The organism is Gordonia crocea (genome assembly GCF_009932435.1).
GTDB classification, from domain to species: Bacteria; Actinomycetota; Actinomycetes; order Mycobacteriales; family Mycobacteriaceae; genus Gordonia; species Gordonia crocea.
On record NZ_BJOU01000017.1, the window covers coordinates 85544 to 105441 of the forward strand.

General features: G+C 69.0%; 22 protein-coding genes. 13 read left to right on the forward strand and 9 right to left on the reverse strand.

Annotated features, from left to right (window positions below; all coding sequences use genetic code 11):
• Window positions 1-117: 117 nt before the first annotated feature.
• The 3 genes from nbrcactino_RS15630 to nbrcactino_RS15640 are packed head-to-tail and all read left to right on the forward strand — an operon-like array spanning window position 118 to window position 2348.
• A complete protein-coding gene (locus nbrcactino_RS15630) occupies window positions 118-1377 on the forward strand; it encodes a cytochrome P450 (RefSeq protein WP_161928407.1) in 1260 nt (419 codons plus the stop codon).
• 53 nt (window positions 1378-1430) lie between these two features.
• The gene (locus tag nbrcactino_RS15635; protein WP_161928408.1) at window positions 1431-1868 is read left to right on the forward strand and encodes a sugar O-acetyltransferase; all 438 of its coding nucleotides are present in this window, start codon (window positions 1431-1433) and stop codon (window positions 1866-1868) included.
• Between the two features lie 42 nt (window positions 1869-1910).
• Window positions 1911-2348, forward strand: a complete 438-nt coding sequence (locus nbrcactino_RS15640; protein WP_186343405.1) for a group III truncated hemoglobin — start codon at window positions 1911-1913, stop codon at window positions 2346-2348.
• 11 nt (window positions 2349-2359) lie between these two features.
• On the opposite strand, the gene fadD8 is transcribed toward nbrcactino_RS15640, so the two are convergent.
• Window positions 2360-3967 (reverse strand): fatty-acid--CoA ligase FadD8, encoded by a 1608-nt coding sequence (fadD8, locus tag nbrcactino_RS15645; protein ID WP_161928409.1) that lies wholly within the window; start codon window positions 3965-3967, stop codon window positions 2360-2362.
• 173 nt (window positions 3968-4140) lie between these two features.
• Here fadD8 and nbrcactino_RS15650 point away from each other — a divergent pair, with 173 nt between their 5' ends.
• A complete protein-coding gene (locus tag nbrcactino_RS15650) occupies window positions 4141-4797 on the forward strand; it encodes a GNAT family N-acetyltransferase (protein WP_161928410.1) in 657 nt (218 codons plus the stop codon).
• Between the two features lie 81 nt (window positions 4798-4878).
• Here the strand turns inward: nbrcactino_RS15650 and nbrcactino_RS15655 are convergent, their stop codons facing one another.
• Together nbrcactino_RS15655 and nbrcactino_RS15660 are read right to left on the reverse strand one after the other, a co-directional pair.
• Window positions 4879-5772, reverse strand: coding sequence for an SDR family oxidoreductase (locus tag nbrcactino_RS15655; RefSeq protein WP_161928411.1), 894 nt, complete (start codon window positions 5770-5772; stop codon window positions 4879-4881).
• A gap of 54 nt (window positions 5773-5826) precedes the next feature.
• Window positions 5827-6621 (reverse strand): SDR family oxidoreductase, encoded by a 795-nt coding sequence (locus tag nbrcactino_RS15660; protein ID WP_161928412.1) that lies wholly within the window; start codon window positions 6619-6621, stop codon window positions 5827-5829.
• 80 nt (window positions 6622-6701) lie between these two features.
• Between nbrcactino_RS15660 and nbrcactino_RS15665 the strand changes: the two genes are divergently transcribed.
• From nbrcactino_RS15665 to nbrcactino_RS15685, 5 genes are read left to right on the forward strand one after another with little or no spacing between them, the layout of a single operon-like run.
• Entirely contained in the window at window positions 6702-7475 is a 774-nt protein-coding gene (locus nbrcactino_RS15665) for an enoyl-CoA hydratase family protein (RefSeq protein WP_161928413.1), read from the forward strand.
• Window positions 7475-8401, forward strand: a complete 927-nt coding sequence (locus nbrcactino_RS15670) for a CoA transferase subunit A (RefSeq protein WP_161928414.1) — start codon at window positions 7475-7477, stop codon at window positions 8399-8401. The genes nbrcactino_RS15665 and nbrcactino_RS15670 overlap by 1 nt, the downstream gene beginning before the upstream one ends.
• Window positions 8398-9225: a CoA-transferase subunit beta gene (locus nbrcactino_RS15675; protein WP_228460962.1), complete on the forward strand. Its 828-nt coding sequence runs from the start codon at window positions 8398-8400 to the stop codon at window positions 9223-9225. Before nbrcactino_RS15670 ends, nbrcactino_RS15675 begins: the two co-directional genes overlap by 4 nt.
• A complete protein-coding gene (locus tag nbrcactino_RS15680) occupies window positions 9222-10343 on the forward strand; it encodes an NAD(P)H-dependent flavin oxidoreductase (protein WP_161928415.1) in 1122 nt (373 codons plus the stop codon). Before nbrcactino_RS15675 ends, nbrcactino_RS15680 begins: the two co-directional genes overlap by 4 nt.
• Before the next feature lie 40 nt (window positions 10344-10383).
• Complete coding sequence (locus tag nbrcactino_RS15685; RefSeq protein WP_161928416.1) at window positions 10384-12345, forward strand: acetoacetate--CoA ligase; 1962 nt, start codon at window positions 10384-10386, stop codon at window positions 12343-12345.
• Between the two features lie 9 nt (window positions 12346-12354).
• On the opposite strand, the gene nbrcactino_RS15690 is transcribed toward nbrcactino_RS15685, so the two are convergent.
• The 4 genes from nbrcactino_RS15690 to nbrcactino_RS18440 form a co-directional block, all read right to left on the reverse strand.
• Window positions 12355-13197: an ERCC4 domain-containing protein gene (locus tag nbrcactino_RS15690; RefSeq protein WP_161928417.1), complete on the reverse strand. Its 843-nt coding sequence runs from the start codon at window positions 13195-13197 to the stop codon at window positions 12355-12357.
• A 4-nt stretch (window positions 13198-13201) separates the two neighbouring features.
• Window positions 13202-13828, reverse strand: coding sequence for a sigma factor-like helix-turn-helix DNA-binding protein (locus tag nbrcactino_RS15695; protein ID WP_228460964.1), 627 nt, complete (start codon window positions 13826-13828; stop codon window positions 13202-13204).
• A complete protein-coding gene (locus nbrcactino_RS18395; RefSeq protein ID WP_267130411.1) occupies window positions 13825-13950 on the reverse strand; it encodes a hypothetical protein in 126 nt (41 codons plus the stop codon). The genes nbrcactino_RS15695 and nbrcactino_RS18395 overlap by 4 nt, the downstream gene beginning before the upstream one ends.
• A 253-nt stretch (window positions 13951-14203) precedes the next feature.
• The gene (locus nbrcactino_RS18440) at window positions 14204-14389 is read right to left on the reverse strand and encodes a VOC family protein (protein WP_308470347.1); all 186 of its coding nucleotides are present in this window, start codon (window positions 14387-14389) and stop codon (window positions 14204-14206) included.
• A 193-nt stretch (window positions 14390-14582) separates the two neighbouring features.
• Between nbrcactino_RS18440 and nbrcactino_RS15705 the strand changes: the two genes are divergently transcribed.
• Complete coding sequence (locus tag nbrcactino_RS15705) at window positions 14583-16130, forward strand: HNH endonuclease signature motif containing protein (protein ID WP_161928418.1); 1548 nt, start codon at window positions 14583-14585, stop codon at window positions 16128-16130.
• Window positions 16131-16156: 26 nt separating this feature from the next.
• Window positions 16157-17287, forward strand: a complete 1131-nt coding sequence (locus nbrcactino_RS15710) for a class I SAM-dependent methyltransferase (RefSeq protein WP_161928419.1) — start codon at window positions 16157-16159, stop codon at window positions 17285-17287.
• On the opposite strand, the gene nbrcactino_RS15715 is transcribed toward nbrcactino_RS15710, so the two are convergent.
• Complete coding sequence (locus tag nbrcactino_RS15715) at window positions 17265-17768, reverse strand: hypothetical protein (protein WP_161928420.1); 504 nt, start codon at window positions 17766-17768, stop codon at window positions 17265-17267. The two genes, nbrcactino_RS15710 and nbrcactino_RS15715, sit on opposite strands and share 23 nt — an antisense overlap.
• A 59-nt stretch (window positions 17769-17827) precedes the next feature.
• On the opposite strand from nbrcactino_RS15715, the gene nbrcactino_RS15720 reads away from it, so the two are divergent.
• Window positions 17828-18472: a nitroreductase family protein gene (locus nbrcactino_RS15720; RefSeq protein WP_161928421.1), complete on the forward strand. Its 645-nt coding sequence runs from the start codon at window positions 17828-17830 to the stop codon at window positions 18470-18472.
• A 288-nt stretch (window positions 18473-18760) separates the two neighbouring features.
• Here the strand turns inward: nbrcactino_RS15720 and nbrcactino_RS15725 are convergent, their stop codons facing one another.
• Window positions 18761-19360 (reverse strand): TetR-type transcription factor C-terminal domain-containing protein, encoded by a 600-nt coding sequence (locus nbrcactino_RS15725; protein ID WP_161928422.1) that lies wholly within the window; start codon window positions 19358-19360, stop codon window positions 18761-18763.
• 93 nt (window positions 19361-19453) lie between these two features.
• Here nbrcactino_RS15725 and nbrcactino_RS15730 point away from each other — a divergent pair, with 93 nt between their 5' ends.
• Window positions 19454-19894, forward strand: coding sequence for a hypothetical protein (locus nbrcactino_RS15730; protein ID WP_161928423.1), 441 nt, complete (start codon window positions 19454-19456; stop codon window positions 19892-19894).
• Window positions 19895-19898 lie beyond the last annotated feature (4 nt).

Here is a 19898-nt window from a genome sequence, read left to right on the forward strand (position 1 = left end):
ACCGACCCGATGCCGGGACGTCGGTCCCGACAACAAAGCCGACGACCATACATCTATGCAATTGGTGTATGGTGTAGTGATCGCAGCCACATTTTGACCATGCGTGGAAGGACACCCATGACCGCAGCCGCAGAGACCTGTCCGATTGGCCGGGGCTTCGACTTCGCCGACCCGGACCTGCTCGAGAAACACGGGATGCCCGTCGCCGAGTTCGCGCAGCTCCGCAAGACCGCACCCGTGTGGTGGAACGACCAGCCGGCCCTGGCGCCGATCTTCGGCGACGAGGGATTCTGGGTGATCTCGAAGCACCGCGACATCCGCGACATCTCCAAGGACAGCGGGCTCTGGTCGACCAACGCCAAGGGCGCGATCATCCGCCTGCCCGAGTACATGGAGCCCGACCAGCTCGAGTTCACCAAGGCGCTGCTGATCAACCACGATCCGCCCGAGCACACCCGGCTGCGCAAGATCGTCTCGCGCATGTTCACCCCCAAGGCCGTGCACAACCTCGAGGACCAGCTCGCCGCGACCGCGCGATCGGTCGTCGAGGAGGCCGTCACGAAGGGGTCGGGCAACTTCGTCGACGACGTCGCAATCCACCTGCCGCTGCGCGCCATCATGGACCTGCTCGGTGTTCCCGAGCCCGACCGCGGCCGCATCCACCAGCTCGTCGACTCGATCATCAACAGCGACGATCCAGACCAGCCATTCGACCCGATCAGCGCCAACGCCGAACTGATGGCCTACGCCTACCAGATGGCCGAGGAGCGCCGGAAGAACCCGACCGACGACATCGTCACCACCCTGGTCCAGGCCGGCGAGGACGGCGAGGCGATGACCGAGATCGAATTCGGCTTCTTCGTCATCCTCCTCATCACCGCGGGCAACGAGACGACGCGCAACGCCACCAGCCACGGGATGAACGCCTTCTTCGACAATCCCGACCAGTGGGAGCTGTTCAAGGCGGAGCGGCCCACGACCACCGTCGACGAGGTGCTGCGGTGGGCCACCCCGGTCCACGCCTTCCAGCGCACCGCCACGGCGGACACCCAGCTCGGCGGCGTCGACATCGCCCAGGGCCAGCGGGTCGGCCTGTTCTACAGCTCGGCCAACTACGACGAAGAGGTCTTCGACGACCCGTTCTCGTTCACCATCACCCGAGACCCCAACCCGCACTTGGCCTTCGGCGGCAACGGCGCCCATTTCTGCATCGGCGCCAACCTGGCACGCATGGAGCTGAACCTCATCTTCAACGCCATCGCCGACGTCATGCCCGACATCAGCCGGGTCAGCGAGATCAAGCGCGTGCGGTCGGGGTGGCTCAACGGCGTGAAGGGGCTCGGCGTCGACTACGGCTGCCCGGTGGCCAAGGCCTGATCGGCGCTGGTGGTCCCGGCGGCCGGCCCGGCCCCGGGACTACCCTGGCCATCATGGGCGAACAACGGGAACGGATGCTGACCGGGCAGTTGTACCGGGACAGCGACCCCGAACTGGTCGCCGACCGCATCCGCGCCCAACGGCTGTGCGATGAGTTCAACCGAACCGGCCCCGACGAGACCGCGCGTCGTACCGCGCTGCTCGGCGATCTGCTCGGCCGGATCGGCGAGGGATCGTGGATCATGCCGCGCGTCCAGTTGCTCACCGCGCAGCACCCGATCGAGGACCACGAGGCCCGTCGCCAGCGGTGGGAATCCGCCGCGCCGATCCGCATCGGCGACAATGCGTGGTTCGGCGGCGGGGTGATCGTGTGCCCGGGTGTCACGATCGGCAGCAACACCGTCGTCGGCGCCGGCAGCGTCGTCACCCGCGACCTACCCGACCGCGTGCTCGCCGCGGGAAACCCGGCCCGGGTGATCCGCACCCTGTAGTCCCGCGGGTAGTCCCGCCGGCATCCACTGAATCGAGGGCCCATGACCGACCTCGCCGACCGCAGCGCCGTCGCGGCACTCCTCGACGACTTCTACCGACGCGCCTTTGCCGACGAACTACTCGGCCCGGTCTTCGTCGACATCGCGCACATGGACCTGGCCGAGCACATCCCCGCCATCACCGACTTCTGGTGCAAGACCGTCCTGCGCGAGGGCACCTATCGCCGCAACGTCCTCGTCCCCCACCGGGAACTGCAGGAACGCGCGCAGATGGGCGCCGCACACTTCCAGCGTTGGCTGCAGATCTGGCAGCAGACCGTCGACGACCGGCATTCCGGCCCCAACGCCGATCTGGCGAAACTCCAGGCGGCGCGGATCGCCTTCTCGATGTGCCGGACGGTGACGGGCGAGACGCCGACGGCGATCGGCCGACAACTCGCCGAGGCCGGGCACCCGCTGGGCACCCACCACCCGGGTTAGTCGACCCCGGGTTAGCCGACGCTGCGCGCGCTGCCCTCCCAGAACCGGGCCCGCAGCGCCTTCTTGTCCGGCTTGCCGAGTGCGGTCAGCGGCAGACTGTCGACGAACAGGACCTGCTTGGGCGACTGCACCGCCCCCTTGCGGTCCTTCACCGACTGCTTGATCTCAGCGGCGATCAGCTCGCGCGCCTCGTCGGTCTCCCCCTCGCCGGCCCGCAGGACGACGACGGCGGTGACGGCTTCGCCCCACTTGTCGTCGGGGGTTCCGACGACACCGACCTGGGCAACCGACTTGTGCTCGGCGACAACATCTTCCACCTCGCGCGGGAAGACGTTGAAGCCGCCGGAGACGATCATGTCCTTGGTGCGGTCGACGATGAACCAGAAGCCGTCGTCGTCCTCGCGCGCGACGTCGCCGGTGCGCAGCCAGCCGTCGGGGGTGAAGGTCTGCTCGGTCTGCTCGGGCAGCCCCAAGTATCCGCCGGACAGCAGCGGACCGGAGACGCAGATCTCGCCCGGCTCACCGCGAGGCACCTCGTTGCCCTCGGCGTCGAGCAGCGCGGTGCGCAGGAAGGCCGACGGCCGGCCGCAGCTGCCCAGGCGGGCCGCGTCGTGCTCGTCGCGGCGCAGGTAGCTGATCACCATCGGCGCCTCGGACTGGCCGTAGTACTGCGCGAAGATCGGCCCGAAGCGCTCGATGGCCTCGGCCAGGCGCACCGGGTTGATCGGTGAGGCGCCGTAGTAGACGGTCTGCAACGAGGAGAGGTCGCGGGTGTGGGAGTCGGGGTGGTCCATCAGCGCGTAGAGCATCGACGGCACCAGCATCGTCGCGGTGATCCGCTGCTCCTCGATCGTCTTGAGCACCAGCGCCGGATCGAAGGTGGGCAGCACGATCATCGTGCCGCCCTTGACCAGCGTCGGGGTGAAGAAGGCGGCTCCGGCGTGGGAGAGCGGGGTACACATCAGGAAGCGCGGCCGATCGGGCCACTCCCATTCGGCGAGCTGGATCTGGGTCATGGTCGACATGGCGCGCGCGGTACCGATGACGCCCTTCGGCTTGCCGGTGGTCCCGCCCGTGTAAGTGATCGACACGATGTGGTCGGGGGCGAGCCGCGCGGCGCGCAGCGGCTGCGGCGAGAAGCCGGCCGCGGTGGCGATGAGGTCGGTGCCCACCTCGGCGAGCTCGGGCGGAACCGGCCCCAGCGTCAGCACCCGGGTCAGTCCGGGCACCTTGTCCAGAAGCTCCACGGCGCGGTCGACGAACTTGGGCACCGGGTCGATGATGAGCGTCGAGACCCCGGCGTCGGTGAGCACGAAGGCGTGGTCGTCGGCCGATCCGAGCGGGTGCAGGGCGGTGCGGCGGTAACCTTGCGTCTGTCCGGCGCCGATGACGAGCAGGACCTCGGGTCGGTTGAGCGCGAGCAGACCCACGGCCGTGCCGGGGGCCGCTCCGAGCGCTTCGAAGGCCTGGACATAGGTACTGATCGCCCCGGCCATCTCGGCGCCGGTGAGCTCGACGTCGCCGAGTTGGAGGACCGGCCGGCCGGCATGGCGGTGCAGGGCGGCGACGAGGAAGTCGCCGAGATGGGTGTCGCCGCGGAGAAGATCGATATCCGTCATGCCCCAAGATTAGGACGTGTTCTAGTTCTTGGGAAGCCGGGCCCGTTAACAAGCACTTCACAAAGGATTTTTGGAGCGAACTAACGATGAAGAACGTGTTACATTCTTTGGCCTGGAAAACTACTCCTCAGTAGACCCACCAGTAACAAGTTTGCGGCGTTACCATCGGCGACATGACTGATCTGGACCAAACCACCGCCCGCCGTGACATCACCGACGCCCTGCTCACCGCCCTGGAACGGCGCCACGAAGTGCTCGACGCCATCGTCGACGCGGACAACCGCGCGGCAGCCGTGGAAGCAGTCGCCACCTTGCTCGGCAAGTCCCAGTTGGGCGCCGAGGCGGTTCTCGGCATGTCGCTGCAACAGCTCACCAAAGATCAGCGCCGGCGCAACCAGGCCGAACTCGACAACCTCAACTCGGCGTTGACGTTCACCCTCGCCGAGCGCCCCGCCTCGAGCGGGGACACCGTGGACCTGCGCCCGTTCTCCGCCGACGACGATGCCGACCTGTTCAAGATCCGCACCGACGAGCAGGGCAGCGCCGGAGACGGATCGGGCGCACCGGCGGGCGATATCGACTCCGAGATCGCCGCCGCGGCCCACCGCGTCGATGACGAAGAGGCGGTCTGGTTGGTCGCCACCGAACACGACGCCAAGATCGGCCTGGTCATGGGCGAGTTGCACGACGGCGAGGTCGACGTCCGGATCTGGATCCACCCCGACCGGCGCAAGCAGGGCTTCGGCATGGCCGCGCTGCGCAAGTCCCGCTCGGAGATGGCCGCGTACTTCCCCGGCGTTCCGATGGTCGTACGCGCCCCCGGCGCCTGACCTCGTTCCTCCCGCACAAATACGCACTTCCCGACGTGATTGCGTCGGGAAGTGCGTATTTGTGCGGGAGGAGGGTTTGGCTCAGCGGGCCCCGTAGGCCTTCACCGGCTCGGGCGAGTCGGCGATCAGTGCGGCGACCGCGGGCCCGACTTCGGCGGGCTCCCACCGCGACCCCTTGTCCTTCGACGCGGCGCGCTGCCAACCGTCGAGCACGGTGATCGTCCCGCCTTCGACCTCGAAGACCCGGCCGCTGACGTCGCACGCGGCCGAGCCCAGCCAGACCACGAGCGGGGAGATGTTGGCCGGATCCATCGCGTCGAAGGAACCGTCGGTCGGCGCGGCCATCTGCGCGGCCATCGCGTCGCCGGCGCCGAGGGTCATCGCGGTGCGCGCGGCCGGGGCGATCGCGTTGACCGCGATCCCATACCCGCCGAGTTCCGCGGCCGCCTGGATGGTCAGCTCGGCGATCCCGGCCTTCGCCGCGGCATAGTTGCCCTGCCCGACCGAACCGAAGATGCCCGCCCCCGACGAGGTGTTGATGACCCGCGCGGCCCGCTGCGCGCCGGCCTTCGACTGGGCCCGCCAGTACTCCGCCGCGTGGCGCAAGATGACGAAGTGTCCCTTGAGGTGCACGCGGACCACCGAGTCCCACTCGTCCTCGGAGAGCGACACCAACATGCGGTCGCGCACGAAGCCGGCGTTGTTGACCACCGTGTCGAGTCCGCCGAATTCGTCGACGGCCGTCTTCACCAGGTCGGCCCCGGCCGCCCAGTCGGCGACATCGGCACCGTTGGCGACGGCCTTGCCGCCGGCGGCGACGATCTCGTCGGCGACGGCCTGCGCGGCGTCGCGGGCGTAGTCGTTCACGACGACGCTGGCGCCGTCGGCGGCGAAGGCCAACGCGTGGGCGCGGCCGATCCCCTGTCCGGCTCCGGTGACGATGACGACGCGGTCGGTGCTCAACTGTTCAGACATGGTGCTCCTCAGTTTCGGGGATAAGCGGTTCAGAGATAGGACGATCGGTGATGACTAGACGCGGTTCTCGGCGTTGCCGGCGTCGAGGAAGGCCGGCTTCTCGCCGCCGCCGTGCACGGTCAGGGTCGAGCCGGTGATGTAGGCGGCCAGGGGAGAGAGCAGGAAGGCGACGGCGTTGCCGACGTCGACCGGGGCCGCCAGCCGCCCCATCGGGATGGTCTTGCCGACCGCGGCCACCCCGTCGGCATCGCCGTAGTGCAGGTGCGAGAGTTCGGTCTCGACCGGGCCGCAGACCACCGAGTTGAGCCGGACCGCCGGCGCCCATTCGACGGCGAGGCTGGCCGTGAGGTTGTCCAGCCCGGCTTTGGCCGCGCCATAGGCCGACGTGCCCGGCGAGGGTCGGTGTCCGCTCACGCTGGACACGTTGACGATCGCGCCGCCGCCGGGTTGGCCGGCCATCACCGCGTGTGCGGCCCGCGCGACGATCAGCGGCGCCATCAGGTTCAGTTCGACGATCTTGCGGGCGAAGTTGTCCGACGCGTCGGCGGCAAGGGCGAACGGCGAGCCGCCGGCGTTGTTGACCGCGCCGTCGAGCCGCCCGTGCCGTTCAACGATGGCCGCCATCATCGAGGCGACGGCATCGGAGTCCCGCACGTCGCAGGAGTGGAAGTCGAAGCCGTCGCCGTCGGTGGGCTCGGTGCGCCCGCAGATGACGGGCACCGCGCCGAGGGAGTCGAGGACCCGGACGATCCCGGCTCCGACTCCCCGCGCGCCGCCGGTCACCAGGACGACGCGGCCCCCGAGGCCGATATCGGCCGACGCGGGCTCGGACTGACGGTTTTCAGGCATGGGTGCTACCCTACCAAACAACCAAGCATTTGCTTGGTTCACTTTCTGCGACCACCCGCCGCAACGACGAGGAGCTTCTCGTGCCCATCACGACCACCCGCGGTGAACCGGGGACCGGCGACGCCGGCATCGTCACCGTCACCGTCGACTTCCCGCCGGTCAACGCACTGCCGAGCGCCGCCTGGTTCGAGCTGGCCGACACCATCCTTGCCGCGGGGGCCGACGAATCGACCCACGCGGTGATCCTGCGGGCCGAGGGGCGCGGCTTCAATGCGGGCGTCGACATCAAGGAGATGCAGGCCACCACCGGCTTCGACGCGCTGATCGCGGCGAACCAGGGTTGCGCGGCCGCCTTCTCCGCCGTCTACGACTGCGCCGTCCCGGTCATCGTGGCGGTGAACGGCTTCTGCGTCGGCGGGGGCATCGGCCTGGTCGGCAACGCCGACGTCATCGTGGCCTCCGACGACGCGGTCTTCGGCCTGCCCGAGGTGGACCGCGGCGCGCTCGGCGCCGCCACCCATCTTGCCCGCCTCATGCCCCAGCACATGATGCGGACGCTGTACTACACCGCGCAGAACGCGACCGCCCAACAGTTGCACCAGTTCGGCTCGGTGTACCGGGTGGTGCCGCGCGAGGAACTGCTCGACGCGGCGCTCGACGTCGCCCGCATGATCGCCACCAAGGACACCCGCGTCATCCGTCGCGCCAAGGCCGCGATCAACGGCATCGACCCGGTCGACGTGAAGAACAGCTACCTGCTCGAGCAGCGCTACACCTATGAACTGAACCTCGCCGGCGTCGCCGACGAACACCGCGACGCCTTCGTCGCCGAGGGCCAGAAGGGAACGAAGTAATGGCGACCGACAAGACGTCGACACTCGACGAGGTGATCGCCGAACTGTCCGACGGGATGACCATCGGCATCGGCGGCTGGGGATCGCGGCGCAAGCCGATGGCCCTGGTGCGGGCGCTGGCGCGCTCGTCGGTGACGGACCTGACCGTGGTCACCTACGGCGGCGCCGACCTCGGCCTGCTGTGCGAGGCCGGGAAGGTCACCAAGGCCTACTACGGGTTCGTGTCGCTGGACTCGGCCCCGTTCTACGACCCCTGGTTCGCCAAGGCGCGCACCACCGGCACGATCACCGCGCGCGAGATGGACGAGGGCATGGTCAAGTGCGGCCTCGAGGCCGCCGCGGCCCGGCTGCCGTTCCTGCCGATCCGCGCCGGCCTGGGCTCCGACGTCCCGGCCTTCTGGGAGGGCGAGCTCAAAACCGTCGTCTCCCCCTACCCCGAGGATTGGACCCGCTCGCACAGTTCCCGGCGTCCGGACCCCGACGGGCGCACCCAAACGCTGATCGCGATGCCCGCGCTGCGCCTCGACGCCGCCTTCGTGCACCTCGACCGGGCCGATGTCCACGGCAACGCGGCGTACACCGGGGTCGACCCGTACTTCGACGACCTCTACCTCGCCGCCGCCGACCGACGCTACCTCGAGACCGACGAGCTGGTCACCACCGAGGAACTCGTCGGCTCCGTGGAGCGCGAACGGCTGGTGGTCAACCGGATGAACGTCGACCGGGTCGTCCACACCCCCAACGGCGCGCACTTCACCTTCAGCGGCTCGTACGGGCGCGACGAGGCCTTCCAGCGGTTCTACGTCGAATCCGCCGGCGACGAGGCGACGTGGGCGGCCTTCAAGGCCCGCTTCCTCGACGTCGACGAACAGACCTACCAGGACGAGGTCGCCAAGTGGCAGGCCGAGCAGGAGGACAACCAATGAGCACCAACGACGCCGGGAACACCGTGAGCGGGTCGAATCAAACCGACGCCGGGAACACCGTGAGCGGGTCGAATCAAACCGACATCACCCGCGCCGAGTACTGCGTGACGTCCTGCGCGGACATCTTCACCGGGGCCGGCGAGATCATGGCCTCCCCGATGGCGCCGACGCCGCTGATCGGCGCCCGGTTGGCGCGCCTGACCACCGAACCCGACCTGCTCATCACCGACGGCGAGGCACTCATCCTCGCCGACACCCCGGCGATCGGGAAGACCGGGCCGATCGAGGGGTGGATGCCGTTCCGCAAGGTCTTCGACGTCGTCGCGTCGGGCCGTCGCCACGTCGTGATGGGCGCCAACCAGATCGACCGGTTCGGCAACCAGAACCTGTCCGCGTTCGGGCCGCTGCAGCACCCGACCCGTCAGATGTTCGGGGTGCGCGGCGCGCCGGGCAACACGATCAACCACCCGACGAGCTATTGGGTGGCCCGCCATTCGTCGCGGGTGTTCGTCGACCAGGTCGACATCGTGTCCGGCATCGGGTTCGACAAGATCGACCCGCAGAATCCGGCGTATGACCACCTGAACATCCACCGCATCGTCACCAACCTCGGCGTCTTCGACTTCGGCGGACCCGACCACACCATGCGCGCCCTGTCGCTGCACCCGGGGGTCGGCGCCGACGAGGTCGCCGAGAACACCTCCTTCGAGGTCGCCGGTCTAGCCGACGCCCCGACCACCGCGACCCCGACCGACGAACAGCTGCGGATCATCCGAGAGGTGCTGGACCCCAAGGGGGTTCGCAACCGCGAGGTGAAGTCGTGACCGCCCCCGCGCTGTCCACCCGGTTCACCGACCTGGTCGGGGTGAAGTACCCGATCGTGCAGACCGGGATGGGCTGGGTGTCTGGGCCGGCGCTGACGTCGTCGACCGCCAACGCCGGCGGACTGGGCATCCTCGCCTCGGCGACGATGACCTTTGCCGAGCTCGAGACGGCCATCGCCAGGACCAAAACACTCACCGACAAGCCGTTCGGCGTGAATTTGCGCGCCGACGCCACCGATGCCCCGGAGCGGATCGACCTGCTGATCCGCGAGGGCGTCAAGGTCGCCTCGTTCGCGCTGGCACCCAAGCCCGAGCTGATCGCCAAGCTCAAGGACCACGGCATCGTCGTGATCCCGTCGATCGGCGCGGCCAAGCATGCGGTGAAGGTCGCCTCGTGGGGTGCCGACGCGGTGATCGTCCAGGGCGGCGAGGGTGGCGGCCACACCGGCCCGGTCGCGACGACGCTGCTGCTGCCCTCGGTGATCGACGCGCTCTCCGGCGCCGGAAGCGCCGGCGAGCGGGCCGAATCATCACCGCCGGGCGGGCCGCCGTCGATCCCCGTCGTCGCGGCGGGCGGCTTCTTCGACGGCCGCGGCCTGGTGGCTGCCCTGGCCTACGGCGCCGAGGGCGTCGCGATGGGCACCCGGTTCCTACTGACCTCGGATTCCGCGGTGCCCGACTCGGTGAAACAGGAGTACCTGCAGCGCGGCCTGGGCGACACGGTGGTGTCGACGAAGGTCGACGGCATGCCGCACCGGGTGCTGCGCACACAGCTCGTCGAGGCGTTGGAGAGCGGCTCGGGAATCCGGGCGCTGGCCGCCGCGGCGCGCAACGCCAACGAGTTCAAGCAGATGACCGGGATGCGCTGGACGACGATGCTGCGCGACGGGCGCACCATGCGCAAGTCGGGCGAGCGGACCTGGCAGCAGGTGATCATGGCCGGCAACACCCCGATGCTGCTCAAGGCCGGTCTGGTCGAGGGCCGTACCGATGCCGGCGTCCTGGCCTCGGGACAGGTCGTCGGGATGATCGACGACCTGCCCTCGTGCGACGAGCTGATCCAATCGATCATGGTCCAGGCCCACGCGCGGATCGACGCCCTGAAGAATTTCAGTTAATCACTAGTAACTGAAGGGTGTGGCGGGGCATAATCGTCGCATGTCGAGCACGCCTGTCCAGCCGTTGTGGGTTCCCGACGCCGAGCGGATCGCCGCGGCCCGGATCACCGATTTCGCCCAGCTGGTCGGCCACGGTGCCGACGACTACCAGGCCCTGTGGGAATGGTCGGTGACCGACCTGCCCGGGTTCTACGGCGCACTCTGGGACTACTTCGGGCTCGACGGCGTGAGCGGGTACGACGAGGTGCTCGCCGACGCGTCGATGCCCGGCGCCCAGTGGTTCACCGGTGCCACCGTCAACTTCGGCGAATACCTGGTGAGCCGGGGCGAGCCCGACGACATCGCGGTGATAGCCACCGACGAGACCGGCGAAGCGCGGACCTGGACGCGTCAACGACTGCGCGACGAGGCCGGCGCGCTCGCCGCCACCCTGAAGGCCGCCGGGGTGGGCCGCGGCGACGTCGTCGTCGGGTACCTGCCGCACGTCCCGGAGACGATCGCCGCCTTCGCCGCCACCGCCTCGCTCGGCGCGATCTGGTCGTGTGTCGGCCAGGACTACGTGGCCGGCGCGGCGATCGACCGCTTCGCCCAGCTGTCACCGAAGGTGCTGCTCACCTCCACCGGCTACTACTTCAACGGGCGCAAGCACGACCGCCGCGAGGACATCGCCCGGCTGCGTGACGGCTTGCCCACGGTCACGACCACCGTCGTGCTGTCGCGCGCGGGGTTCGACGGCGACGGACTCGGGATGGCGTGGGCCGACGCGGTGGCGGCCCCGGCCGCCCTCGATCCGGTGCGCGTCCCGTTCGACCACCCGCTGTGGGTGCTGTTCTCCTCGGGCACCACCGGGGTGCCCAAGGGGCTGGTGCACGGGCACGGCGGGATCCTCGTCGAAATGCTGAAACAACTCGGGCTGCACTGGGACCTCGGTGCGCGGGACCGGCTGTTCTGGTACACCTCGCCGAGCTGGATGATGTGGAACGCCCAGATCGCCGCCCTCGCCGTCGGGGCCTCGGTGATCTGCTACGACGGGTCGCCGTCGTTTCCCGACCCGGCCGCGATGTGGGACCTCGTCGACCGGCACCAGGCGACCTTCTTCGGCACCAGTCCCGGCTACCTGCTGGCGAGTCAGACCGCCGGCGTCGTCCCGGTCAGCGGCAGCCGCACCCTGGCCCGACTGCGGTCGATGGGCTCGACCGGCTCACCCCTGTCCCCCGACGTCCACCGCTGGCAGGCGCAGCAGCTGCCCGACGTGCCGCTGTGGTCGCTGTCGGGCGGCACCGACGTCTGCTCGGCCTTCATCGCCGGCTCCCCGACGGTGCCGGTGTGGCCCGGCGAGTTGTCGGTGCGCTGCCTGGGGGCGGCGATCGAGGCGTGGGACCCCGACGGCACCTCGGTCCCCACCGGTCAGGTCGGCGAGCTGGTCATGACCGAGCCGCTGCCGAGCATGCCGGTGAAACTGTGGAACGACCCCGACGGGCAGCGCTACCACGACGCCTACTTCGAGATGTACGGCTCGGCATGGCGCCAGGGCGACTGGATCACGCTCACCGAGCGCGGCAGCGTGGTCATCCACGGCCGGTCCGATTCCACGCTCAACCGCCACGGCATCCGGATGGGCAGCGCCGACGTCTACGCGGCGGTCGACGCCGTCGACGGGATCGCCGAGTCTTTGGTGATCGGTGCCGAGCAGCCAGACGGCTCCTATTGGATGCCGCTGTTCGTCGTCGTGGAACACGGCGTGGAACTCGACGACGAGCTGGTCGCGCGCATCAAGTCGAGCATCCGCGAACGCGCCTCTGCCCGCCACGTCCCCGACGAGGTGATCGCGGTCCCCGGAATCCCGCACACCAAGACCGGAAAGAAGCTCGAGGTGCCGGTCAAACGGATCCTGCAGGGCGCCGACGCGGGATCGGTCGCCAACCCGGCGTCGGTGGACAACCCCGATCTCCTGGCCGTCTTCGCCGAACTCGCCGCGCTGCGACAGGGCTCGGGATCCTGACCATCGGCACTAGTCCTCGACAGCCTCATCCGGTTGGGCGGTGATCCCGGAGGTCGTCGACGCCAGAGCACTTTCATGCAGACAGGCCCCGAACCATCGGTAGAGCCATTCCTGGGCCATCTTCCGGTTTTCGCAGAACACGATCGGCACCGACGGGAAGCGGGCCTGCGCCTCGGCGACCGAATCCGCGACGCTGCTCGCGTTGACGTGCTCGAGCTTGAACAGCGCCGAATAACCGGAGTCCACGATGACCGCACCCCGCGGTTGGTTCGCGAGGTCGGCCATCAGGTAGGTCAGCTTGCCCGAGAGCAGGCTCGACGCCAGGTCCTCGACGCTCTTGCGCTCGGCCGCCGCCACCAGCTCGTCGTCGGCGAAAACGGCATAATCCCCGACGGGCAGCGCTCGTTTCACCGTCGTCGCCTGCTGCTCGGAGAACTTGTACGCATACCGTTCGCGGGTGTCGACGACGATGTCGGGGACCAGACCGTGAGCCCGCGCCTTCGGTACGGCGACGTTCGGGCGCGCTTGCTTGGCGACCTTGCGCGACTGCCAGAACACCATTTCCCGCCCGCGCGCCCGGGTGAGGACGAACTGCGAGCGGTTCTCCTTGCCGCGCTCCAGCACCAAGTCGATGGCGGCGCCCCGCTTACTCACCGACCGAATCGGCAAGGCCTCGACGATCTCGGCATCCTCGGGCCACTCGACGACCCGGTGGCAGTAGACCTTGGCCGTGCGCGGCCACGTCTCGCGCACCTTCAGCACCACGACCTCACCGCCGACCGGCAGGCGCAACAAGTACGGGAGGCTGGTCCCCTCCTCCGGGTTGCGCGCGATCAGAAACTCTTCGGCCACCTCGTCAGGGTAGCGGTGTTGCCGCCCGATTCGCGCCGGTCGCCACTTCCGGCAAGCCCGCCAAGGCGAACAATCCCCGATCGAAGAACGCGCCCACGTGCGCGACCTTGCCGGCGACGATCGACAACACATCGAGTTGGAACGGCAGCCAGACATCGGCGCCGTCCGCCCCGGCCGACCGCATGTACATCCCGGCGGCCGGCAGTCCGTTGCAGGTGGTCGGGATCATCACGATGTCGCCGGCGCACTGTGCCGGGCACTGCATCCGGGTGAGGTCGCCGATCTGTTCGGCCCCGACGTACCAGCCCGGGAACGGCGGCATCTCCCACACGGCCTCGTCGGCCAGCAGCGCGACCACCCCGTCGATGTCGTGCCGTTCGAAGGCCGAGCAGAAGTCCTCCCACACGCGCTGCTCGTCGGCGGAGAGCTCGGCGGCCCGCCGCCCCTCCGGAATCGCACCGTCGCCCAGCGTCTTGCGCGCCCGGGACAACGCGCTGTTGGCCGCCGGGACGGTCATGTCGAGCAGGTCGGCCGTCTCGGCGGCGGAGAAGGCGAGGATATCGCGCAAGATCAGGGCGGCGCGCTGCCGCGGCGGCAACTCCTGCATGGCGGCCACCATTGCGAGGCTCACGCTTTCGCGGCGCTCGGCGACGACGGCCGGGTCGCCGAGCCGAGCATGCGGTAGCAATGCGCGAGCAGCTCGGCCCGCATCGCCGCGGTCGCCGATTCGAAAACCTGCTCGTCGTCCGTCACCTCACGCCCCTTGCTGCTGCTTCATGAACTCCTCGGGCCCGACTTCGACAGCCGCCGGGTCCATCCACATGATGCCCCACGCGTGGCCGTCGAGGTCCTCGAAATCCCGGCCGTACATGAATCGGTGGTCGTCGGTCCGACCGTCCTTCGCCCCCAGGGCGACCGCCTTGTCGACGATGGCGTCGACCTCGTCACGACTACCGGCGCTGAGGTTGATGAGGACTTCGCTGGCGGTCGTGGCGTCGACGATGGTCTAGTCGGTGAAGGTCGAGTAGAACTCCTTCTGCATGAGCATCGAGACGATGGTGTCGCCGAGGACGAGGGCGGCGGCGTTGCCGTCGCTGAAGCGGTCGTCGAAGTGGTAGCCCAGTGCGGTGAAGAAGTCGCGCGAGCGCTGCAGATCGGCGACGGGCAGGTTCACAAAGATCATGTCGTGCATCGGTCTTCCTTTCGGTTGCGGCGCCGCGTGTCGATGCCGTCATAGAGGTAGACCACCGGGGTCGCCGAAACTGATCGGTCCGCAACCAACGAGCATCGAGATCCCCTGTTGTGGCGTGGCTCACATTGACCTGGTAGACTGAACACCAGTTCGACTGATAGTCGATTCCGGCAGTTCAGGGGAGGTGGATCCGATGACCGACACGACCCCGGTGTTACCGGATTCGCCGGTGGAGTTGCTCGCGTTGATCGAGGCCGCCCAACACCGACTGACCACCGCGGTCTGGGCCGCCGAAACCGAGGACGACCTGCTGGCCGCGGCCCGCACCCTCGAACGCAGCCGCTGCCGCAGCGAAGCCATCGACGCCCAACTGTTCACCGAAATCAACGACCGCTGCGCCTACGCCCGCGACGGATTCACCCGCCCCCTGATGTGGCTGGCCAAAGGACTGCGCCTGGGCCGCACCGAAGCCAAGAAACGCTACCGCCGCGCCGAAACCATCAGCCGGCTGACCGCCATCACCGGCGAAACCCTGCCCCCGAAATACCCCACCACCGCCGGCCACCTCGCCGACGGACACATCAGCGGCGCCCACGTCGACGAAATCCGCGACGTCATGACCCGCCTGCCCTGGAAACTGTCCCCCGAACTGGTCGAGCGCGCCGAAACCGAACTCGCCGACCTCGCCCGCACCCTGACCCCCTGGGAGCTCCGCCGAGCCGGCATCACCCTGCTGGAATACCTCGACCCCGACGGCACCCTGGCCGACGACCGCGACCGCCGCAACCAACGCCGCCTGTCCCTGAGCCCACAAAACCGCATCCATATGTCAGCCCTGACCGCCGATCTCACCCCCAGCGCCCGTGCCAAACTCGACCTCATCCTGGCCAGCTGGGCCGCCCCCGGCATGAACAACCCCGACGACACCGACCACGACCGCCTCACCGGCGCAGTCACCACCATCGATCCCAGCGACCCCACCCAAGCCGACCGCCTCACCGCCGCCCGCCACCGCGACCACCGCACCCCCACCCAACGCAACCACGACGCCCTCGAAGCCATGTGCGACTTCATCGCCGGCCACCACGGCCTGGGCACCCCCAACAGAATCCCCGGCCAACTCGTCATCACCGCCACCATCGCCGACCTCAAAGCCGGCTGCGGACAAGCCCTCACCACCACCGGCACCCTCATCCCCGTCGCCGACCTCGTCGACCTCGCCGCCCGCCTCGACCCCTCCCTCATCGTTTTCGCCGACCACACCCGCGAAATCCTCTACCACGGCCGTGCCAAGCGATCAGCCACCTTCAACCATCGCCTCGCCCTCTTCGCCCGTGACCGCGGCGACACCCACCCCGACTCCGACACCCCCTTTATCCACACCCAGGCCCACCACCTGCCCGACTGGGCCGACGGCGGCCAAACCGACATCGACAAACTCACCGCCACCAGCGGACCCAACAACCGCGCCGTCGGCACCAAACCCCGCCAATGGGAAACCACCTACCAAACCAGCGACCCCCACCCCGGACGCGTCGCCTGGCGACTGCGCAACCACAACGGACCACCCGGGCGACCCCGCATCAACCACACCCACCACCCCGACGACCTCGCCCGCACCATCATCCGCAACATCCGCGCCATCGGCGGCAAAGGCTCCAAACACGCCGACCCACCCCACCCACCCGCCTCACGAATCGAGAACCGACTCTGCAACCGGCTGGGCTACACCGAGTTGTAGCCAGGTACCGAAGTAGGCTCGGACCCGTGGATCTGCGCCGCTACCCCGACGTCGAAGGCCCCGGCCTGGTCGCGGTCGACGCGGCCGACCGGCTGATACTCGACGAGACCGCCGTGCTCATCGACGACCTTGCTGTTCGCCGCGACGAGGTGGTGGTGATCGACGACTCCTACGGCGCCCTCACCCTGGGTCTGCTCGACCCGGTCCCCGGCACCGCCACGATTCGCGTCCACCAGGACCTCGTCACCGGCGAGCAGGCGTTGGCGGCCAATGCCGACCGCCTCGGGTTCGCCGGATTCGAATCCGTGTCGCTCTCGCCCGAGCTGGTCACCGGCGCGCGGCTGGTCGTCATGCGGCTGCCGCGCTCGCTGGACCGACTCGCCGAAGTCGCCGCGATGATCGCCGCCCATGCCGCACCCGACGCCGTGGTGGTGGGCGGTGGCCGGATCAAGCACATGACCCCGCGGATGAACGACGTGTTGCGCGAGGTATTCGACCGCGTCGACGTCAGCCACGCCCGACAGAAGTCACGCGTCCTGTTCGCCCGGGGACCGCAACGCGACGCCGCTGCCGGACGTGTCCGGTCGTGGCCGCGGACCGAGCAGCACCCCGACGTCGGGCTCGATGTCATCGCCCACGGCGGCGTCTTTGCCGGGACCGGGGTGGACATTGGAACGCGGTTGCTGTTGGCGCACCTTACCGAGGCCGGCGCCGACGCCACCCTGCGCACCGCCGTGGACCTCGGCTGCGGCAACGGCACCATCGCCGCGTGGTTGGCCCGGGCCCACCCGGACGCGCGCGTCCTCGCCACCGATCGGTCTGCCGCGGCCGTCGCCTCCGCGCAGGCCACCGCCGCGGCGAACGGGGTGGCCGACCGTGTCACGGTACGGCGGGTCGACGGTGCGGACGGCATCGCCGACGGGGCGGTGGACGTGGTGGTTTTGAACCCGCCGTTCCATTCCGACGCGGCGTTGGCGACCGGCATCGCCGAGCACCTCTTCGCCGAATCCGCCCGGGTCCTGCGCCCCGGTGGCGAGTTGTGGTGCGTGTGGAATTCGCACCTGCGCTATCGCGGCGCGTTGACCCGGATCGTCGGACCCACCCGCCAGATCGCACGCAATCCGAAGTTCACCGTCACCGCGTCGGTTCGCGCGTGAGCGCCCCGCGCATCACTGCCTCGGCCTGCGGGGGCGCGATCTCGACGGGCAGCAAGACCGCACCGCGCGGGCGCAGTTTGACGGCGAGGAAACCGTTGTCCAGCCGGTCCACCGACGCCACCCGGGAATAGCCGAGGACGACTTGGGCGCCGCCGTCGATGACCCGGAACGAGTCGGCAGCAAAGCCGGAGGCCCACTCGACGCCGGGAGCCGCGACGAGACGGTGGCGCCGCGCCGCCTGCCAATAGTTCAGCCCGACGATGATGACGACCAGTGCGGGAAAGGCCAGGAGCAGCCACCAACTCGCGGTCAGTGCCGCCGCGGCCACGATGACGGCCGCCTCCGCCACGAGGAAGATCCAGAATCCCCGGTTGCTGGTCAGCCAGTGCGATATCACCGCGCGGGTGAACCGGGCGGCGTCGCCGGGTTGGCAAACATACGAATACTGGATCGCCGGAACATCGGCGGGCACGGTCGTCACCGCACCAGCCTAGATCCGCTCAGGGAATCGACCCGTGTCCGGACGGGTTGTGGTTGTCGATGGATACCTCCCGCGATGAACTGCTGCCACTCCTCGCCGATCGCGTCAGCGCGTCGTCGTTCGACCCGGACCACGTCCTCGACCCGTCATCGCTGGATCTGCTGCTCCAAGCCGCGGGCACCGCGCCGTCGGCGGGCAACTCGCAACCGTGGTCGTTCATCGTCGGGCACCGGGGTGACTGGGTCCACGACCGGCTCGTCGACAGCCTCGCCGGGAGCACCCGCGCGTGGGCTCCGGCCGCGAGTGTCTTGATCGCCAACCTGGCGCAGGTCCACGTCGAGGACAGCGACCTCGAGTATTCGGAGTTCAGCCGCTACGACCTCGGCCAGGCCGTCGCCCATCTCACGGTCCAGGCCGCCGCCCTCGGATTGTCGGTGCACCAGTTCCGCGGATTCGACCGCTCCGCGGTGGCCGACGCTTTCGACGTCGCCCCACACTGGGAGGTCACCAGCATGGCCGCGGTCGGCGTCGCCTTCGGTGCCACGCCCCGCGTCGCACCCACCGGTCACGCGTCGTCGACGCCGGAGCGACGGAGCCTCACCGCAATCACCTGGGCGAGAGCAGCACCGGGATCGGCGGGGGCGTCGGGCGCGCCCGGCAGAACTCGACGAGCCGCCCCGACTCGGGGCCGGCCAACCGCATGAGTGCGGACAGGACGTGGAGCAGCCCCTCGGTCACCAGCTCCGGGTCCCCACTCGTCCGAACGATTTCGGCTGCCTCGGACTTGTCCCCATCGGCCAGCGCGGCCACCACCGCCACCGACTCCGACCATGCACCGTCCCTGGTCAAACGCATCGCTACCTCTTTCCCCGGCAGTGACCTGCCGATTGCATTTCCAGCGATGCTATTGACCTTGCGGCGCCGACGAATCGTCCAATGGTCACCGTCGAGAAGGGACCTTTGGGTACCCTAAGTCCCGATCTCCCGGGGCGTCAGCGCGGCAGAATACCGTCGAGGACGACGCTCAAGTACTGGTCGGCAATATCGTCGACCGACTTCGCGCCCCCGGGGCGGTACCAGCGCACGGCGACCCAGACGGTGTCGCGCAGGAAGCGGTAGACCAGTTCGACGTCGAGGTCGGACCGGAAGTCACCCTCGGCGACTCCGCGCCGCAGCACCGACTCCCAGAGTTCGCGGAACTCGGTGTTGCGTTCGTTGATGTAGCCGAACCGGTCCTGCCCGGCGAGGTGGCGGGCCTCGTTCTGATAGATCGCGACGGCGGTGTGGCGCGCGTCGATCGCCTCGAACGACGCGATCACCAACTGGCGCAGCGTGTCGGTCGCCGAGAGGCCGGCCGCGGCGATCTCCCGGTACCGCGCGAAAAGCGCGTCCAAGAAGCCGCGCAACAGCTCGTCGACCATCGTCTCTTTGGAATCGAAGTGGTGGTAGAGGCTGCCGGAGAGGATTCCCGCCGCGTCGGCGATGTCGCGCACCGTCGTCGAACGCAGGCCTCGATCGGCAAAGAGCTGCCCGGCGATGCCCAGCAACTCCTCGCGCCGCGTCGCGCCCGCTGTTGTGGACTTGGTTGCCACACACGTCTCCTCACATCTCGATCGCCTTTCACCCTAGCAATTGCTTGGTTGTTACGATCCGAAGAGAAATCACTTTACGAGGGGGAAATCACCGTGAACACCGTCAAGCGTCTGTTTGCCATCCTGGCCCTGTCCGCCGGCGTCGCCACCTTGCTGGTGGCCGCGCCGACCCCGGCCGCCGAAGCAGCCGGCCCGCCGTCGGCGCGCGTGTGCGCCCGGCTCGGTGGCGGTCCCTACGTCGGACCAATGACCATCACCAACCGCAACTTCTGGGACTTCGGTGCCAAGCGCACGCTGAACTCCTCGCCGCGCGGGTGCATGGTCTTCAAAGGCCTGCAGCCCCGCCGCGCCTACCGCGTCGTCGTCGACCGCGTGTTCTCCAGCTGCAACACGGGCACCCGCCCCGACGGCACCACCTACCGCTGGGGCAGCGAGGGCCACGAGGTCGGCGCGAGCCGGTGGCTCGTCACCAAGCGCACCGGCGTGACCGACCTCGGCACGTTCCGGGTGCGCCGCACCTGGATCGCCTGCTGACGAT

What these genes read in the sequence shown, in the direction of transcription:
- nbrcactino_RS15630 (WP_161928407.1), top strand. Translation starts at nt 118, where the DNA reads ATGACCGCAGCCGCAGAGACCTGTCCGATTGGCCGGGGCTTCGACTTC.
- nbrcactino_RS15635 (WP_161928408.1), top strand. Translation starts at nt 1,431, where the DNA reads ATGGGCGAACAACGGGAACGGATGCTGACCGGGCAGTTGTACCGGGAC.
- nbrcactino_RS15640 (WP_186343405.1), top strand. Translation starts at nt 1,911, where the DNA reads ATGACCGACCTCGCCGACCGCAGCGCCGTCGCGGCACTCCTCGACGAC.
- fadD8 (WP_161928409.1), bottom strand. Translation starts at nt 3,967, where the DNA reads ATGACGGATATCGATCTTCTCCGCGGCGACACCCATCTCGGCGACTTC.
- nbrcactino_RS15650 (WP_161928410.1), top strand. Translation starts at nt 4,141, where the DNA reads ATGACTGATCTGGACCAAACCACCGCCCGCCGTGACATCACCGACGCC.
- nbrcactino_RS15655 (WP_161928411.1), bottom strand. Translation starts at nt 5,772, where the DNA reads ATGTCTGAACAGTTGAGCACCGACCGCGTCGTCATCGTCACCGGAGCC.
- nbrcactino_RS15660 (WP_161928412.1), bottom strand. Translation starts at nt 6,621, where the DNA reads ATGCCTGAAAACCGTCAGTCCGAGCCCGCGTCGGCCGATATCGGCCTC.
- nbrcactino_RS15670 (WP_161928414.1), top strand. Translation starts at nt 7,475, where the DNA reads ATGGCGACCGACAAGACGTCGACACTCGACGAGGTGATCGCCGAACTG.
- nbrcactino_RS15675 (WP_228460962.1), top strand. Translation starts at nt 8,398, where the DNA reads ATGAGCACCAACGACGCCGGGAACACCGTGAGCGGGTCGAATCAAACC.
- nbrcactino_RS15685 (WP_161928416.1), top strand. Translation starts at nt 10,384, where the DNA reads ATGTCGAGCACGCCTGTCCAGCCGTTGTGGGTTCCCGACGCCGAGCGG.
- nbrcactino_RS18440 (WP_308470347.1), bottom strand. Translation starts at nt 14,389, where the DNA reads ATGCACGACATGATCTTTGTGAACCTGCCCGTCGCCGATCTGCAGCGC.
- nbrcactino_RS15705 (WP_161928418.1), top strand. Translation starts at nt 14,583, where the DNA reads ATGACCGACACGACCCCGGTGTTACCGGATTCGCCGGTGGAGTTGCTC.
- nbrcactino_RS15720 (WP_161928421.1), top strand. Translation starts at nt 17,828, where the DNA reads ATGGATACCTCCCGCGATGAACTGCTGCCACTCCTCGCCGATCGCGTC.